Genomic DNA, 15,777 nt, shown 5'->3' with positions numbered 1-15,777 from the left:
ACAAACGCCCCCTCCACCACCCAGCAGGCCCTGCCCAGGCCAGAGCCGTGCAGAGCACCACATCGAGCGATCTTGAAGATGATCCCCCGAGCCCGGACGAAGCGCCGGCACTTGTCGCAATCGCAACCACACTCGGCAACAGCCACCCGAGCCGGCGACGGGCCGCCCGCACCGGCCGCGGACACGAGCGACCCCACCCAACAACGGCATGAGCTGGGTGACAGCATGACGGTCTCCACCGGCCAGAGAAACAGCGAGTGACTAACTGATCGTTTCAGAATGAAGTTTCATGTGTCCTTTGGCAGTTGGGTGATGTGTCGGCAGGATCTGTTGGGTGTCTGCTGATCTTGTGTCTGATGACCTGTGGGAACGTGTGTCTCCGCTGCTGCCGGTTCGTGCGCCGCGTCGGCACCGCTACCCGGGGCGGTTGCCTGCCGATGACCGTGCTGCTCTGCGTGGGATCGTTTACGTGCTGCGCAAGAGTGTGAGCTGGCGAGACGTCCCCGCTGAGTTGGTCGGGTGCAGTGGGGTGACGGCCTGGCGTCGTCTGCGGGACTGGACCGAGGCCGGAGTGTGGCCCCGCCTGCACGAAGTCCTGCTGGCAGAACTTCGTAGAGAGGGACTGCTGGAGATGGACGACGCGGCGATCGATGCCTCGCACGTCAGGGCCCTCAAAGGGGGCTCACACCGGACCTTCGCCGGTTGACCGAGCGCGGCCGGGCAGCAAGCACCACCTCATCGTCGACCGGAACGGAACTCCGCTCGCTGTCTCTCTGACCAGCGGAAACCGTCACGACGTCACTCAGCTCATACCCCTGCTGGACGCGATGCCCCGCATCCGTGGTCTGCGCGGCCGGCCACGGCACCGGCCCCGGCGGCTGTTCGCCGACCGCGGCTACGACTACGACAAGTACCGCCGTCTCATCCGAGCTCGCGGCATCACACCCAAGATCGCCCGCCGTGGAGCCCCGCATGGTTCCGGCCTGGGCAAGACCCGGTGGGTTGTCGAGCGGACCTTTGCCTGGCTCCACCAGTTCAAACGGCTCCGCATCCGCTACGAGATACGCGCCGACCTCCACCTGGGACTCCTCCAACTCGCCTGCAGCATCATCTGCTTGAGACGACTCAGAACCTCATTCTGAAACGATCAGTAAGGGCCCGTGCCGGCCCACGACGACGTAGTGCCTACTCCCCGGCCGGGCACAATCGACCGACGAAAGCCCGGTGCCCCCCCCCGGTTGAGCGCCCGGACGTGCGAGCCATCGACCGCAGCATCACCCAGCTCCAGCAAACCCCCTCTCCAGAAATCCCCCAACAAGTCCTCGCACAACTACGCCCAAACCCCCACCCCAACCCACTCCCGAAACACCGCCAAGCCATCACCCCACCCCACCCGTTCCGCCAGAACACCCTCTCGGCCGCCTCCGGCGCGACCTGCTGCACCAGGTCGGCGGACACCGGAACGACGACGCCGCCATAATCGTCCTAGCGCGCCTCGCCACGCCCCAGGCCTGATCACCCGGTCTCCTCTTGCACCACTCACACATCGATGGCACGCACTCAAGGATCGCTGTCACGGGACACATGCCACTGAATCTTGACCGATTGCCACTGAAGATTGACCACTGCCCAGTTCGTGCCATCGAACCTTGACTGATCAAGTCAGCCCGCTCGCCGGACAGTTCACTCGATAGAAGGCATCTCCGATCTTCACCCATATCGCCGGAAGGGCGCCCCTACAGTAGGCGTGCCGTCCGGATGAGGCGGCATCCGTCGTTGACACATGGGAGTGGGACATGAGGTCTTCGAGACGTTTGGCTGTCTCGGCACTGACCGTGGCTATGGCTGCGCTCGGAGTAGGAAGTGGCGCCCCCGCGTCCGCTGCCACCACAGAGACGCCGTCGTGCAGCGGGGCGGAATGCCCCACCCTGAAGCCGACCAGGCTCACGGCCAGCCAAGCCAGCCTGAATGTCACCCAGATGCAATTGGAGAACATCAACGCGATGGCGTCCGACGCCGTGACCGGGGAGCCCATTCGCGGCGCGAAGATCGTGTTCGCCACCATGGGCGGCAGGACGCTGGGGACGGCCTACACGGACTATGACGGCATCGCTGCGATCGCTGCTCCGGAAAATCTGGGCCCCGGAACCCTCCAGGAACTGCTGGGCGGCTACGAAGCCGCAATGGTCGGCGACGGCGTTCACGCCCCGGCCGGGGCCCACGGAGCGATCACGATCGGCACTGACCAGGGCCCCGGCCTCCCGGGCAACCCATGCTCTGTCTGCAGCGATCGTGCGCTCAAGCAAGACGTGGTCCCGGTCGACTGGAGCCGGTAGCGGTGCGGATCATGCCTCGGCGGCTCCCGGCGGCTGACCGCGACGCTCCGGCCCGGCTTCGAGCCGCGGCGCGGGAGAGCAGCGGCGTGGCGCCCGTCGGCCCGGTCAACGGCCACGCGGTCCTGGAAACCGTGGCCGCGCTGCCCATCAGTACCTGGCGCTACCTCTGGGAGCCCGAAAGCGTCCGCCACCTGGGGCCGATGGCCCAGGACTGGCACGTCGCCTTCGGCCTCAACCAGGACGACACCACCATCCCCGTCGTCGACAGCCTCGGCGTCGCCCTGGTGTGCATCCAGGCACTGCACCGCCGCGTGGAAGAGCTCACGGCCGAAGTGGAACGTCTGCGAGAAGCCGCGAGCGCGAACACGCCCGGGGCCGCATGACGACGCCAGACAGCCTGTTGTGACGTTCCAGCACAAGGTCGGCGAAGGCCAGTCACCGCCCTCCCCGAACGCGGCCATGGCCGACATCTCTTCCCTCAGAAGGCTGCGGGAGCCGGCCCCTGCGCAACACTCATCGTGCTCCAGAAGGAAAAACACCATGACAAGGCAGGACACCTCGGCACGACACGACATCGCGACAGGATCACCCGATGCGATGGATCTGCGGCCACCGGTGTGTACAGACGCGGTCTGGCGGCTTCCGGTGACGGTCTGCCGCATCACCCAGTTCCTGGGTGAGCAGACGGCCAGTGCCTTACTGGAGCGCGCCATCACCTCCGCCGGCAACACGCTGAAGCCCTCCACGATCCGCGACCGAGAGGTGGTCCCCGACTTTCGCCGGTCCCGCTCGCGCCATGACTTCGCCGCACCTGAGCTGATGGCAGCCATCGACGAGGTGCTGGAGGCGGTCGAGCACACTCTCGGAGTCTCCTGCCAGAACACCGAACCCAGCTACAGCCTCAACGCGCACAACGACGGCGACTTCTATCGGCCGCACCAGGACACCAGCACCGAGTTCGCCCCCCGGCGCCTGCTTACATTCGTGTACTACCTGCATCGCAGACCCCGGCCTTTCGATGGGGGCGAGCTGCGTGTGTTCGACGCGGCTCTACCACTGCACACCGAGACAGCCGGGAGATGGCAGGAGCGCACCTGGCGGGACTGGGAGCCCGAGCACGACAGCATCGTGTTCTTCCTCCCCACTGCCTGGCATGAGGTACGGCCGGTCAACTGCCCGAGCAAGCAGCACGCGGACAGCCGTTTCGCCATCAACGGCTGGCTGTGCAGCCCGACCCCGCGAACCGCGGAAATGACGCGAGCCTGTGAGACGCACACCCGTCCCTGAGTCCGGTTGGCGGGGACGCGTTCCGCCAGTCAGGCTCGTTCGAGGCGAGGGCACGTGAGCTCCCAGGACTCGAGCGTCCGGCCCGTTGGCCCGGTCGGTCAACGTTCGGTGTCAATCAGTCAAGGTTCAGTGCCACGGGACAATCGGACCGCGTCGTGCCCGCTTCCCGGCCGCTCCGTCGTGATCACGCCGAGATGTGCAGCTCTCGCTGTCGGTGGCCGCCCGTAGAGTCGTAGCACTATCCAGGAGGCCATTCCGGTTTCCGTGAACACGGATTGCTTGGCCGCCCCGCACCAGCTCCCGGCCCTACCCCGGACCTGCCACCAGGCCAGCCAGGCCACTCCCCCACAGCAAGCAGCAACGGCCGGTTGGAGAGTGAGCAGGTGGTCGTCGTAGGGGTGCTGGGTCAGGCGCCGATGAAGTTCTCGGCCTGGGTGCGGCTGGTGTGAACTGTCCGGCAGCTGAGGGTCATCTCCTGCGGCGCACGGCGTGGGACGCCTTCGGGAGCCTCGGTGTCGACCGAGAGATTGATGGCTACGCAGTCGGCCTCGAAGATGGCGAGGGCAGGAAGATGGCGAGGGCAGGCGGAGCAGGCTTCATGTGGTGCCTGCCGCCCGGCGCTTCCTGCTGGTGTGGGTGCGGTCGGTGGTCCAGGCGAGCGCGGCGATGACGGGGAAGGCTGCCGCGGTGAGGGTGACCGCATGCCAGTTACCCAAGTGGTAGGCAAAGGTGCCGAGTTGGGAGCCAAAGGCGCCGCCGATGAAGAAGGTGGCGATGTAGACGCTGGTGATCCGGGCGCGGGCGTCTGCGTCAAGTTGGTAGATGGTGTGCTGTCCGAAGATCAGGGAGCACTGCACGGCGCAGTCCAGGAGGACTGCGGCGGCGGCGAGGACGAGGATCTGGTGGGCGGCCAGGCCGGCCCAGATGAGGGTGGCGGAGGCGAGCAGGCAGGTCACGGGGGTGAGCCGGTGGGCGAGCCCTCGGTCGGCGAGGCGGCCCGCGAGAGGGGCGACGAGTGCGCCGGCGGCGCCGACGAAAGCGAACAGGCCGACCTGGAGCTGGGAGTAGTGATACGGCGCGGCGGTCAGGACGTAGGAGATGGTCGTCCAGAACGCACTGAAGGCGGCGAACATGCAGGCGTGGTAGAAGGACCGGCGGCGCAGCTGCGGGTGCCTGCGGATCAGGCGGGCCATCGAACGCAGCAGCGCGGTGTAGGAATCGGTACTGGTGGGGGCCCGGTGGGGCAGTGCGCGGCGCAGGACAAGGGCCAGGACCGCCATCAGGGCGGCGGAGACCAGGTAGACGGTGCGCCAGCCTGCGACGTCCGCGAGCAGGCTGCCGACGGTGCGGGAGAGCAGGATCCCGGCGAGCAGTCCGCTCATGACCTTGCCCACCACGGCACCGCGCAGGTGATCGGGGGCGAGGTCGGCGGCGTAGGGGACGAGGACCTGTGCGACGACGGAGGTGGCGCCCGCGACGAGCGCGGCGATGAGCAGGACGGTGAAGGTGGGGGCGAGGCCGCCGGCGGCCATGGCCAGGGCCGTGACGGTGAGCAGGACGGAGACCAGACGGGAGTTCTCGATGCGGTCGCCGAGGGGGACCAGGAACACCATGCCGGCGGCGTAGCCGAGCTGGGTCAGGGTGATCAGCAGGCCAGCGGTCGAGTCCTGGAGCTGGAAGGTCCGGCGCAGCATCTCCAGGAGCGGCTGGGCGTAGTAGAGGTTGGCCGCGGTCAGCCCGCAGGAAGTGGCCAGGAGTACGACCAGCCAGCCGGGCAGGGCTTTCTGTCGTGCGTGTGACTCCGGTGTGGCACGGGCGGCTATGGGCACGGGCATGGTCTGTCTCCGGATACGGACGTGGGGAGGGGCGAAAGCCGAGTCGACTCCGCAGATCGGCCGGCCCAGGACCTGTTTCCTGGCTTGAAACGGACACCTCGATCGCTCGAGCGAGCAGCCGACCGATTTAGAATCAGGATTCTATATTGAACTTCGGTTCAATATAGAACGCGACAAGTACACTGTCAAACATGAAGAACTCGGGCGACCCGCTGCCTCAGGGGATCGAAATCGGTGCACTGTCCAGGATCATTCGGCACCACTTCGCCGACCGGATCGAGCAGGTCATCCACCCTCTGGGGCTCACCCTCGGGCAGTGGACGGTGCTGAGGGAGCTGAAGCGGACACCCGGCGCCTCCGCTTCAGAACTCGCGCGCGCCGCGGTCCACACGCCGCAGGCCGTCAACCGTCTCGTCCAGACCCTGCAGGAGGAGGGACTGGTGGAGCGCTCCCCGGCCCGGGGCCGGGTGATGGACAACCATCTCACGGCAAAGGGACACAAGGTGATCGATGAGACCTTCATCCAGATTGAGACCCGACTGGCTCCCGTACTGGAGAAGTTCGGCAGGGCCAACACCGAGGAGTTCCGCCGTCTGTCTCATCTCCTCATCAAAGCCCTGGAAGACCCGGCCTGAGCCAGATACCCGGGGCCCAGGGCCGAGCGGGCCGGGCTGCTGCGCCAGAGTTGGCAGAGATCACGGCGGAGCAGCGCCCGGCGCCTATGCCCTGGTCTTTCCCTTGAGGTCGGCGAAGACGACGACGTTGGAGTCCGGCGGTCCTTGGTGAACTCGCCGCCGCAGGTGATCAGGTGGAGCTCGGACTTGCCGTTGTTCTTGTAGACCCTGCCTGTCGGGAACTTGTCCCTCTGGAACGTGTCGACCGAGTCGACCGCGAAGTCCGCGGTCGTTCCGTCCTCGCGGTGGACCTTGACCCCCTGGTCCTTCTTGAGGTTCCTGACGTTGCAGAGGACCGCCTCCCCGGTGTCCGGTGTGTCCATGTGGCCGGCAGTGGCGGCAGCACCCTTCTTGCCAGGAGTGGGGCCCCGTACCACTGGCCCCCATCGGCTTGTCCATCGGAGGCGTCCCCATGACGCCGCTTCTATTCCTGAGCCGCCCGCAGTGTGGCCAGACGCAGGCCCCCTCGGCCCGTTCCAGGCGCACGGAGAGGATGGTGCCGAGCCAGGGCGGGCGGGGCCGGTCACACGGTTCGGTGTGGTGGCTTGTAAAGGTCGTCGAGGCGGAGTTGCGCGGGCTGGGGCAGGGGTGGGCCGTCCGTCGGCAGGCAGGACTGGAGGAAGTAGGCGAGCAGGCGGTGGGATGCGGCCGTGGAGGCTGCCGGTGACTCCCGCAGGACGCCGTTGTTGGCCAGGAGCAGGAGGGTGACGTCGCTGGGGTCGAAATCCTTGCGCAGTTGCCCGGTGTCCTTCGCGCGCTGTACCAGCTGAGCGATGCCTTCTTCGGCGCGTGCCCGTTGCCGATGCACGTCGGGGGCGTCAGGGAACTGGGAGAGGAACGCGGCGCTGAACCCGCGGTCCTGGGCCTGCATCCGGCACACCTTGGTGAGGACAGTACGAAGACCGCGCCAGGGATCGTCGTCCTGAAGGGCTTCATCGAGGGCCGCAACACACTGGGTGAGCTGTTCGGAGAACGCCGCGGCGATCAGCGAGCCACGCGTCGGGAAGTGCCGGTAGAGGGTGGCCGCACCCACGCCGGCTCTGCGGGCGATGGCGCTGGAAGGTACGTCGGTGCCGTTGAGGGCGTACGCCTCACGGGCGGCCTGGAGGAGCCGGGAGCGGTTGTGCCGGGCGTCGGCTCGCTGCTCCGGGGCAGGGGCAGGGGTGCCCGAGGTGGTGGAGGGGGGCTTCCGAGACGGTTGAGCAGGCATGTCTCTCACTTAATCACAAATGGAAGGGGTTGTTCGTTTAGCGGGTTAGCGTGGCCTGGTGCCGCGGTGCCCCGCGGTCGGCTCTGTGCCGCAGGGGTGAGCGGCTACGAGCTCTCCTGCTGAACAACGTGCCCCCTGTGTCCGGAGGTTGTCCGTGTTTGCTGTGCAATACCACCGCTATGGCAGTTCCGAGGTCCTCGCAGTCGAGGAGGTCGAAGAGCCGCACGCCGGGCCCGGTCAGGTCCGCATCGCGGTGCGTGCCACCGGCGTCACCCCTGCTGACTGGTACCTGCGTTCAGGGATGCTGCGGGACATCGCCACCGTGAGCTTCCCCCATATCCCCGGCATGGATGCCGCCGGAATCGTCGACGAGGTGGGAGAAGGGGTGACCGGAACCGCCCTGGGAGCAGAGGTCTTCGGCCTCGTCCCCTTCGCGGATCAGGGAGGCGCCGCAGCCCAGTACGCCGTGCTGGAGGCGTGGGCGCCCAAGCCTCCATCGTGGTCTTTCGAGGAAGCGGGGGGCGCCGCCGGCAACATCGACACGGCCACGCGCGTACTGGACGCCCTGGAAGCCGCCGAGGGCATGACCTTGCTGATCGATGGTGCCGCCGGAGGCGTCGGCACCATCACCGCGCAACTCGCCCGCGCCCGCGGCCTCGCTGTGATCGGCACCGCGAGCGAAGGCAACCACGGCTTCCTCGGCCAGCTCGGCGTCATACCGGTCACCTACGGGACAGGACTGGCCGATCGCCTTGCCCCACTGGCTCCACACGGTGTCGACGTCGTTCTGGACGCGGCAGGCAAGGGCTCGCTCGCCGATCTGGTGGCCATCGCCGGCGACCCGCAACGCGTGGTAACCATCGCCGACTTCGACGCCGGCCGACACGGAGTACGGTTCTCCCGCTCCGAAGCAGGACACTCGCCGGGCTGGGCAGGACTGCCGCTGGCGGCCGACCTCGCCGACCACGGCCGCCTCACCATCCCGCTGCACGCCGTGTTCCCGCTGAAGGAGACCGCCGCAGCACACGACACCAGCGCCACCGGACACGCACGCGGCAAAATCGTCATCACCGTGCCCTGACACAGCGCACGATCCGGCCCCCAGCCGGCGACCCGCAACGCCAACGGTGGCCGCACAGGCGGAAACAGTCCGCCCCGGCTGAGGCCGGACACGGTCACGGGAGACGGCTTGCCCGCAGGGGCTGAAGCTCCGCAAAGCCGGTGGCCCAACCGCCGGCCGATGACCGGACGGTTGGGCCACCGTTTGTGGAGGCGTCAGTCGCCCGAGGTGAACGCCGAGTCGAAGGACTGGGCCGACGGCTCTATCGCGGTGAGCCGGCGCATGAACTGCAGAGCGTCGGGGGCGCCGACCAGGCGGTCCATGCCGGCGTCCTCCCACTCCACCGAGATGGGTCCGTCGTATCCGATCGAGTTGAGCATCCGGAAGCACGCCTCCCAGGGGACGTCCCCGTGTCCGGTGGAGACGAAATCCCAGCCGCGGCGGGGGTCCGCCCACGGCAGGTGGGAACCGAGGCGGCCATTGCGCCCGTTGAACTGCTTGACCGACTCCTTGCAGTCCACATGGTAGATACGGTCCTTGAAGTCCCACAGGAAGCCGACCGGGTCCAGGTCCTGCCAGACGAAGTGCGAGGGGTCGAAGTTGAGTCCGAACGCTTCCCGGTGGCCGATCGCCTCCAAGGTGCGCACCGTCGTCCAGTAGTCGTAGGCGATCTCGGAGGGGTGGACCTCGTGGGCGAAGCGCACGCCGACCTCGTCGAAGACGTCGAGGATGGGGTTCCACCGCTCGGCGAAGTCCGCGTAGCCGCGTTCGATCATCTCCGGGGGGACCGGCGGGAACATCGCCACCGTGTGCCAGATCGAGGACCCGGTGAAGCCGACGACGGTCTTCACCCCGAACAGGGCGGCGGCGCGCGCCGTGTCCTTGACCTCCTGCGCAGCGCGCCTGCGGACGCCTTCGGGCTCGCCGTCGCCCCAGATGCGTGCCGGGAGGATGCCGCGGTGGCGCTCGTCGATGGGGTGGTCGCAGACGGCCTGGCCCGTCAGGTGGCACGAGAGAGTCCAGCAGCGCAGGTTGTACTTCTCCAGCAGGGCGCGGCGGCGCGGGATGTAGTCGTCGTCTGCCAGGGCCTTGTCGACCTCGAAGTGGTCGCCCCAGCAGGCGATCTCCAACCCGTCGTACCCCCACTTGGCCGCCAGCCGGCATACCTCCTCGAACGGCAGGTCGGCCCACTGGCCGGTGAACAGGGTGATCGGGCGTGGCATCGATTCCTCCGGTTGGTACGTCGTCCGGGACAGTCGAGAAAAGGACGGTCGAGAAGGGGCGGTCCTCAGGGCCTGGGGGCAGGGGAGGGACGGTCTCCAGGGTCAGGGGGCCGAGGAGGTACTTGATACGAGGCCGGCCAGGCGCAGGAGCAGGTCCTTGACCTCGGTCGCGTCGTAGTGGCCGCGTGCCTCGTCGGGCCGGGAACACAGGAGGACGGGGCCGTCGTCGGGGTGGCCGGGCAGGCGGCCGTGGCTGCCGCGCACCGGGGACGGGTCGAGAGGGACGACGCTCATGCGGTAGCGCAGGCCGAGCTTCTTGCGAGCGAGCGCCGCAGCGGCCCGCAGTTTGACCTTGGGGTCCTTCGGGTCCATGAAGAGCTCGGCGGGGTCATAACCCGGCTTGCGGTGGATCTCGACCAGCCGGGCGAAGTCCGGCGCCCGGTCGTCGTCGAGCCAGTAGTAGTACGTGAACCACGAGTCGGGTTCGGCGACAGCGACAAGATCCCCCGCGCGCGGGTGGTCGATGCCGTACGCCTTCTTGCCCTCCTCGGTCAGCACTTCGGCCACACCCTCGGTGCCCGCGAGCAGTTCGCGCACGCGCTCAGTGTCGGCCGGGTCGGCGATGTAGACGTGGGCGACCTGGTGATCGGCGACTGCGAACGCGGCCGACGTCCACGGGTCGAGGTATTCCATGCCGTCCTGGGTATAGACGTCCAGCAGCCCGGCCCGGCGCAGTACCCGGTTGATGTCCACCGCCCGGGAGACATTGGTGATGCCGTACTCGGAGAGGGCGACCACGGTGACCGAGCGCGCGGCGGCGTCGTCGAGCAGTGGGGCGAGGATCCGGTCGACGTCGGCCGCCGCCGCGGCGGCGCGGGGGTCGTCGGGGCCGTAGCGCTGGAGGTCGTAGTCGAGGTGGGGCACGTAGACGAGGCTGAGGTCGGGGGCCTCGGTGGCGAGGATGTGCCGGGCGGCGTCGACGATCCAGCGGGAGGACGCGATGGAGGCGGTCGGACCCCAGTAGGTGAACAGCGGGAAGGTGCCGAGTTTGGCGGTGAGTTCGTCGTGCAGCTGCGGGGGGCAGGTGTAGCAGTCGGGCTCCTTGCGGCCGTCCGAGTAGTAGACCGGCCTCGGGGTGACGGTGAGGTCGACGTCGGCGCCCATGGCGTACCACCAGCAGATGTTCGCTACCCGGTAGCCGGGGTGGGCGCGCCGTGCCGCGTCCCACAGCTTGTCTCCTCCCACGAGCGCGTTGTGCTGCCGCCACAGCAGCACCTCGCCGAGCTCGCGGAAGTACCAGCCGTTACCCACGATGCCGTGGCCGCCGGCGGGCTGTCCGGTGAGCAGGGTGGACTGCACGGTGCAGGTGACGGCGGGGAACGCGGTGTCCAGGCGTGAGGTGAAACCCGCCTCGCCCAGGGCGCGCAGCCGGGGCATGTGGGCGAGCAGCCGGGGGGTGAGTCCGACCACGTCGAGAACGAGCAGAGGCACGGGGCTCACGAGGTGACCTCCTTCAGGCCGAGAGAGATCAAGTGGTCGCGGGTGAAGGCCAGTTCGGCGGCGATGCCGTCGGCGAGCGCCGTGGGGCCCTGCGGTCGGCGCTCCTCGGGGAGCACACCCCAGGTGTAGGTCTCGGTCTCCACGTGGGCGGTACGGGCGGTGTCCGTGCCGAACAGAGCGGCGAGAGTGACCTCCAGCTCGGGGCGCGTCGTGGTCAGCGGGGGCTCCGGGTCGGCGTGCAGGGGCGCGTGGAAGTGGACTCGCCAGGGATCACGACCGGGCAGAGCGCCGGCGAGGGCGGCGTCCAGATCGTCCACGGCCCGGGGCGGGGCGCCGCGCTCACGGACCTGGTGCAGGAAGCGCGGCTCGGCGAAGGCGGCCAGTGCCTGACGCGTCGCCGGATCGGACGGATCGCGGGCCTGCAGGGCACACGACGCCTGCGTCTTGACCACCTCCAGTCCCACCGCGTCCAGGCGGGCAAGTGCGGCGGCCGGCTCCTCGAAGCCGACGGCCAGATGGCAGGCGTCCAGGCAGACGCCGATACGGCTGGTGTCCACGCGGGCGAGGTGCGAGGCGGCCTGTGCGGTGGTTTCGACGACGCAGCCCGGCTCGGGTTCCAGTCCGACCTTGATCGTGCGCCCGGTCCCGGCGGTGAGGGCGGCCAGGCCGTCGGCCAGCGTGTCGAGCGTGCGGGCGGCGTCGTCCGCCTGGGCGGCCGTCCACGGGGTCCGCCAGGCCAGCGGCACAGTGGACACACTGCCGTACACGGCATCCTCGGGAAGCAGGACCGCGAGCACGCGGGCAAGGTCCAGGGTGTAGTGCAACCGGTCGGACGTGGTCCAGTCCGGCCGGTACACGGCATGCTTGACGACAGGGTCGTGGAAGCCGCGGTAGGGGAAGCCGTTGAGGGTGACGACCTCCAGGCCACGGGCGGTCAGCTCCCGGCGGAGCCTGCCGACAGCGCCGTCGTCCGCGGCGAGGGCCGCTGCGGCATCACGGGCCAGCCACAGGCCCAGGCCCAGGACAGGCACATCCAGCCGCTCACGTACCGGCTCGGCATACCGGGCCAGCTGGGCGAGCACTCCGTCGAGATCCTCAGCGGGGTGGACGTTGGTGCAGTACGCAAGGTGGACGACAGTGCCGTCGGGATGGATCAGACGCACCGCTACGCCCCCGTCCGAGCACCGCGCAGCACAGAGTTCCCCTCGAAAGTGCCCTCGAAGTTCCCCTCGAAGGTGCCATCGGAGGTGGCGTCCGAACCGGGCGCGCCCGAGCCCTCCAGCTCCAGCTTGCCGCTCTGGCCGTAGAAAGCGACAGGGTTGCGCCACAGCACCTGGTCCACATCGTCGACGGAGAACCCGGTAGCGAGCATGGCCTCCCCCGTCAGCCGGGTCTTCAGGGGGTCGCTCCGGCCCCAGTCCGCAGCCGAGTTGACGAGGATCCTCTCGGAGCCGAACTCGCGCAGCACAGCGACCATGCGCCGCTCGTCCATCTTCGTATCGGGATAGATGGAGAACCCCATCCAGCAGCCCGAGTCGGCGACTTGGCGCACCGTCACCTCGTTGAGATGATCGACGACAACACGCTCCGGGACGATGCCCGATTCCTTGACCACAGCCAGGGTGCGCTCGACACCCGCCGCCTTGTCGCGGTGCGGGGTGTGGACCAGCGCCGGAAGACCGTGGATGACCGCGAGCTCCAACTGGGCAGCGAACGCCTCGTCCTCCTCGCGCGTCATCGAGTCGTAACCGATCTCACCAACGGCAACCACGCCGTCCTTGGCCAGATAGCGCGGCAGGTACTGGAGCACCTCCGCACAGCGCGGGTCATTGGCCTCCTTGGGATTGAGAGCGATGGTGCAGTGGTGACGGATACCGAACCGGGCAGCGCGGAACGGCTCCCAGCCGATCAGGGAGTCGAAGTAGTCCAGGAAACTACCCACGGAAGTACGCGGCTGACCGACCCAGAACGCCGGCTCCACCAGAGCACGGACACCGGCCGCGTGCATCGCCTCGTAGTCATCGGTGGTTCGCGAGGTCATGTGAATGTGCGGGTCGAAAATACGCATCACGCCTCCCCGGCGCTGGGACGGTCGGTCGTCGCGGCAGGAACACCCTGAAGGTCTCCGGGGCCGGGAACCGGCACATCCGGAAAGCGAGCGAGGATCGGCCGGATGTCGGTGGGCACGTCACGCCCCGCGGCCGTCCGCTCATGGGCGTACGCGGCCATCATGCGTGCCAGTTGGATGTCGGCTCGGCCGGGCAGGCCCGGCAGCGCGGCCAGCGGGATGCCGGTGAAGACGCACTTGAGGACACTATGGCGGTAGGTCTCCGCGTCCAGGTGGTCGGTCGCGTAGTCACCGAGGGCGGCCGCGATCAGCCGTGTGTCATTGGTCCGCAGGGCGTCACGCACCAAGGGCAGCGCGCCCTCGCCGACCGGCAGCAGCGGCAGGGCGCGCAGCACGCCGCGCCGTTCAGCCGCGTCACCGGTCCGGTACAACTCCCCCACCATCTCCAACAACCCGGTACCAGTCAGCGACACCGCGGCCAGCAGCAGGGAGCGGGCCGCGTCGTCCACCGTCCAGCTCTGCGGATCGCCGGGATCCAGCCAGCCGCGCCCGCACCGGCGTCCGACCAGCGGGAACAGACCGTGGACGACGTGGGCATCGGCGGTTACCGAGGCACACGCGCCGGCGAGCCACGTGCAGCCCTCCTCGGTCATCCGGTCGGTCAAGGCGGTTCTGAGGTGGTCGGGTGTCATGCCATCTCCTCCTCACGGCGGACGGCAGGGTCGCACGACCGCAGGAAGTCCAGGGAGCGGCGGGCCACTCCCGGGGCGTCGTGGCTGTGCCGGGGCAGTTCGACGGCGACCAGCCCGCGGTAGCCGACCTCGTCGAGGGCGCTGAGCACAGGCGGGAAGTCGATCTCGCCGGTGCCGAACTCCAAGTGCTCGTGAGTGCCCCGGCACGCGTCATCGATCTGCACGTTCACCAGCCGCTGCCCGGCCCGGCGCACGCACTCGGGTACCGGGTACGGCTCCAGGCAACGGCAGTGGCCGATGTCGAGGGTCAGACCGAAGGATGCGGGGTCGCCGAGTACCGCGGCCAGCCTGGTGTACTCGTCGATACTCTCCACGAGCATCCCCGGTTCGGGTTCGAAACCGAGCGGGACGCCCGCTCTCTCCGCCACCTCGACGATCTCGGCACATCCGGCGGCCAGCCGGTCCCAGGCCACCCGCGAGTCGAGCCCGGCCGGCTTGATACCGGACCAGAAAGAAACGGCCTGAGCACCCAGATCCGCGCCGACTGCCACCGCCCGGCGCAGGAAGTCCAGCCTGTGCTCCCGCCCCTCAGCCGCGAGCAGGGTCGGCTCGTGCTTGTGCCAGGGATCGAGCAGGTAACGGGCTCCGGTCTCGATCACCACGCTGAGCCCCAGAGACTCCAACCGCCGAGCGAGGGCCGCCGTCCGCGCGGCCAGGCGGGGCGCGAAGGGATCGAGGTGGTGGTGGTCGAGGGTGAGTGCCACGCCGTCGTAGCCGAGTCCGGCGATGACGGCGAGCGCGTCCTCCAAGCGGTGGTTGGAGAAGCCGTTGGTGCCGAACCCGTAGCGCAGGACAGGCTCGGCGCTCGTGTCGCCGCGATGGCGCGTTTCGGTCATGTCGGGGACACCCGCCTGGACAGGGCGCGGGCCAGCGGAAAGGCCGCGGCGAGCGGAAGTGCGGAGCGGGCCGCGCCCGCGCCCGCGGTGAGCGCGGCCTGCAGCGGGATCAGGCCGAGGATGCCCGCGCCTACGGCCCTGCGGACCCTTCCCGGCGACGGATCGGCGACGGCCTGCACCTGGGCACAGCCGACCGACGCACCGTATGCGGTGAGGGCGCCCGCGACGGCCAGCCGGGCCGTGCCCTTCCGGTCCATGCCCAGCCGGGCCGTACCCTGCCGGGCCGCGCCGGCGCGCAGCGCCGTGGCGGCCGTGACGGCGCCTGTAGCGGCGAGTGTCACCGCGGGCAGCCACCGCTGCGCGCCCGTGACCTCGGCGCGGCTGAGCACGGTCACCGCGAAGGTGTGCCCGGCGACGGTGGCGGCCGCCGGGAGAGCGGGCCCGATCCGGTCCGCGCCGGCACCGAGCAGGACGTCGAGTCCCCGGGCGGCTGCCATCACGGCGGGGCCGCACGGACGGGACTTGGCCCACAGGTCGTAGCCCCACACGGTCGCCGCGAGAGGGACGGCGACCGTCAGCGCACGACGGCCGTCGGCGGCGGCCAGACCGAGCGCGGCCACGGTCAGGGCCGCCGCGGTGCCCAGGGCGACAGGTGCGGCAACACGGCCCGAGGGGATCGGCCGCTCGGGGCGTTCGACCGCGTCCAGGTCGCGGTCGGCCCAGTCGTTGAGTGCCATCCCCGCCCAGTACAGGCAGACCGAGGAGGCTGCCAGACCAGCCACGGGCAGGTCCGGCACACGGTGCGCGGCGGCCGCTCCGGCCAGGACGTCCCCCGGCACGGTGAACGCGGCCGGGGCACGCACCAGTTCGGCCAGGTCCCGCAGGCGTCCGCCCAGCAGTGGCGTCGCGGCCGGAAGGGACACAACCGCCCTGGGTCCGGGACGTGGTGTCGCGGTGGGGCCGTTGCTCGCCCCCGTGTCCCCGCGTCGCCGGCCG

General features: G+C 69.2%; 16 protein-coding genes. 6 read left to right on the top strand and 10 right to left on the bottom strand.

Features of this window, described 5'->3' with window-relative positions:
* The first annotated feature begins 334 nt into the window (after positions 1–334).
* The 4 genes from OG210_RS32480 (at position 335) to OG210_RS32465 (ending at position 3,623) form a co-directional block, all read left to right on the top strand.
* Positions 335–1,142, top strand: a protein-coding gene (locus OG210_RS32480) for an IS5 family transposase (RefSeq protein WP_371540091.1) whose coding sequence is annotated in 2 segments (ribosomal slippage) — positions 335–687 and positions 686–1,142 — 810 coding nt in all. Because the reading frame shifts where the segments join, the coding sequence is not laid out codon by codon here.
* Positions 1,143–1,979: 837 nt separating this feature from the next.
* Positions 1,980–2,336, top strand: a complete 357-nt coding sequence (locus OG210_RS32475; RefSeq protein WP_371540090.1) for a hypothetical protein — start codon at positions 1,980–1,982, stop codon at positions 2,334–2,336.
* 11 nt (positions 2,337–2,347) lie between these two features.
* Positions 2,348–2,719, top strand: coding sequence for a tail fiber domain-containing protein (locus tag OG210_RS32470; protein WP_371540574.1), 372 nt, complete (start codon positions 2,348–2,350; stop codon positions 2,717–2,719).
* A gap of 157 nt (positions 2,720–2,876) precedes the next feature.
* Complete coding sequence (locus OG210_RS32465; RefSeq protein ID WP_328323009.1) at positions 2,877–3,623, top strand: 2OG-Fe(II) oxygenase; 747 nt, start codon at positions 2,877–2,879, stop codon at positions 3,621–3,623.
* A gap of 596 nt (positions 3,624–4,219) precedes the next feature.
* Here OG210_RS32465 and OG210_RS32460 read toward each other — a convergent pair.
* Positions 4,220–5,458 carry an MFS transporter gene (locus OG210_RS32460; protein WP_328323012.1) on the bottom strand — a complete coding sequence of 413 codons (1,239 nt, stop codon included), beginning with the start codon at positions 5,456–5,458 and terminating at the stop codon, positions 4,220–4,222.
* Positions 5,459–5,649: 191 nt separating this feature from the next.
* Between OG210_RS32460 and OG210_RS32455 the strand changes: the two genes are divergently transcribed.
* Positions 5,650–6,093 carry a MarR family winged helix-turn-helix transcriptional regulator gene (locus OG210_RS32455; protein WP_371540087.1) on the top strand — a complete coding sequence of 148 codons (444 nt, stop codon included), beginning with the start codon at positions 5,650–5,652 and terminating at the stop codon, positions 6,091–6,093.
* Here OG210_RS32455 and OG210_RS32450 read toward each other — a convergent pair.
* A complete protein-coding gene (locus tag OG210_RS32450) occupies positions 6,057–6,509 on the bottom strand; it encodes a sortase domain-bontaining protein (RefSeq protein WP_371540085.1) in 453 nt (150 codons plus the stop codon). The genes OG210_RS32455 and OG210_RS32450 overlap by 37 nt on opposite strands.
* Before the next feature lie 146 nt (positions 6,510–6,655).
* A complete protein-coding gene (locus OG210_RS32445) occupies positions 6,656–7,342 on the bottom strand; it encodes a TetR/AcrR family transcriptional regulator (RefSeq protein ID WP_328323018.1) in 687 nt (228 codons plus the stop codon).
* Between the two features lie 154 nt (positions 7,343–7,496).
* Here OG210_RS32445 and OG210_RS32440 point away from each other — a divergent pair, with 154 nt between their 5' ends.
* A complete protein-coding gene (locus tag OG210_RS32440) occupies positions 7,497–8,423 on the top strand; it encodes an NADP-dependent oxidoreductase (protein ID WP_328323020.1) in 927 nt (308 codons plus the stop codon).
* A gap of 194 nt (positions 8,424–8,617) precedes the next feature.
* On the opposite strand, the gene OG210_RS32435 is transcribed toward OG210_RS32440, so the two are convergent.
* The 7 genes from OG210_RS32435 to OG210_RS32405 form a co-directional block, all read right to left on the bottom strand.
* Entirely contained in the window at positions 8,618–9,625 is a 1,008-nt protein-coding gene (locus OG210_RS32435; protein ID WP_328323022.1) for a sugar phosphate isomerase/epimerase family protein, read from the bottom strand.
* A gap of 102 nt (positions 9,626–9,727) precedes the next feature.
* Positions 9,728–11,125, bottom strand: coding sequence for an alkaline phosphatase family protein (locus OG210_RS32430; protein WP_328323023.1), 1,398 nt, complete (start codon positions 11,123–11,125; stop codon positions 9,728–9,730).
* Entirely contained in the window at positions 11,122–12,288 is a 1,167-nt protein-coding gene (gene eboE / locus OG210_RS32425) for a metabolite traffic protein EboE (RefSeq protein ID WP_371540082.1), read from the bottom strand. Before eboE ends, OG210_RS32430 begins: the two co-directional genes overlap by 4 nt.
* Positions 12,289–12,290: 2 nt before the next feature.
* On the bottom strand, positions 12,291–13,193 hold the full coding sequence (locus OG210_RS32420) for a TatD family hydrolase (protein WP_328323027.1): 903 nt from the start codon (positions 13,191–13,193) through the stop codon (positions 12,291–12,293).
* On the bottom strand, positions 13,193–13,885 hold the full coding sequence (locus tag OG210_RS32415; RefSeq protein ID WP_328323029.1) for an EboA domain-containing protein: 693 nt from the start codon (positions 13,883–13,885) through the stop codon (positions 13,193–13,195). The genes OG210_RS32420 and OG210_RS32415 overlap by 1 nt, the downstream gene beginning before the upstream one ends.
* On the bottom strand, positions 13,882–14,781 hold the full coding sequence (locus OG210_RS32410) for a sugar phosphate isomerase/epimerase family protein (RefSeq protein ID WP_328323031.1): 900 nt from the start codon (positions 14,779–14,781) through the stop codon (positions 13,882–13,884). Before OG210_RS32410 ends, OG210_RS32415 begins: the two co-directional genes overlap by 4 nt.
* On the bottom strand, positions 14,778–15,704 hold the full coding sequence (locus OG210_RS32405; protein WP_328323034.1) for an SCO3242 family prenyltransferase: 927 nt from the start codon (positions 15,702–15,704) through the stop codon (positions 14,778–14,780). The genes OG210_RS32410 and OG210_RS32405 overlap by 4 nt, the downstream gene beginning before the upstream one ends.
* Positions 15,705–15,777 lie beyond the last annotated feature (73 nt).

This window comes from Streptomyces sp. NBC_00466, assembly GCF_041433995.1.
In the GTDB taxonomy this organism is placed as follows: Bacteria; Actinomycetota; Actinomycetes; order Streptomycetales; family Streptomycetaceae; genus Streptomyces.
This window is presented reverse-complemented; position numbering and strand designations above follow the sequence as displayed.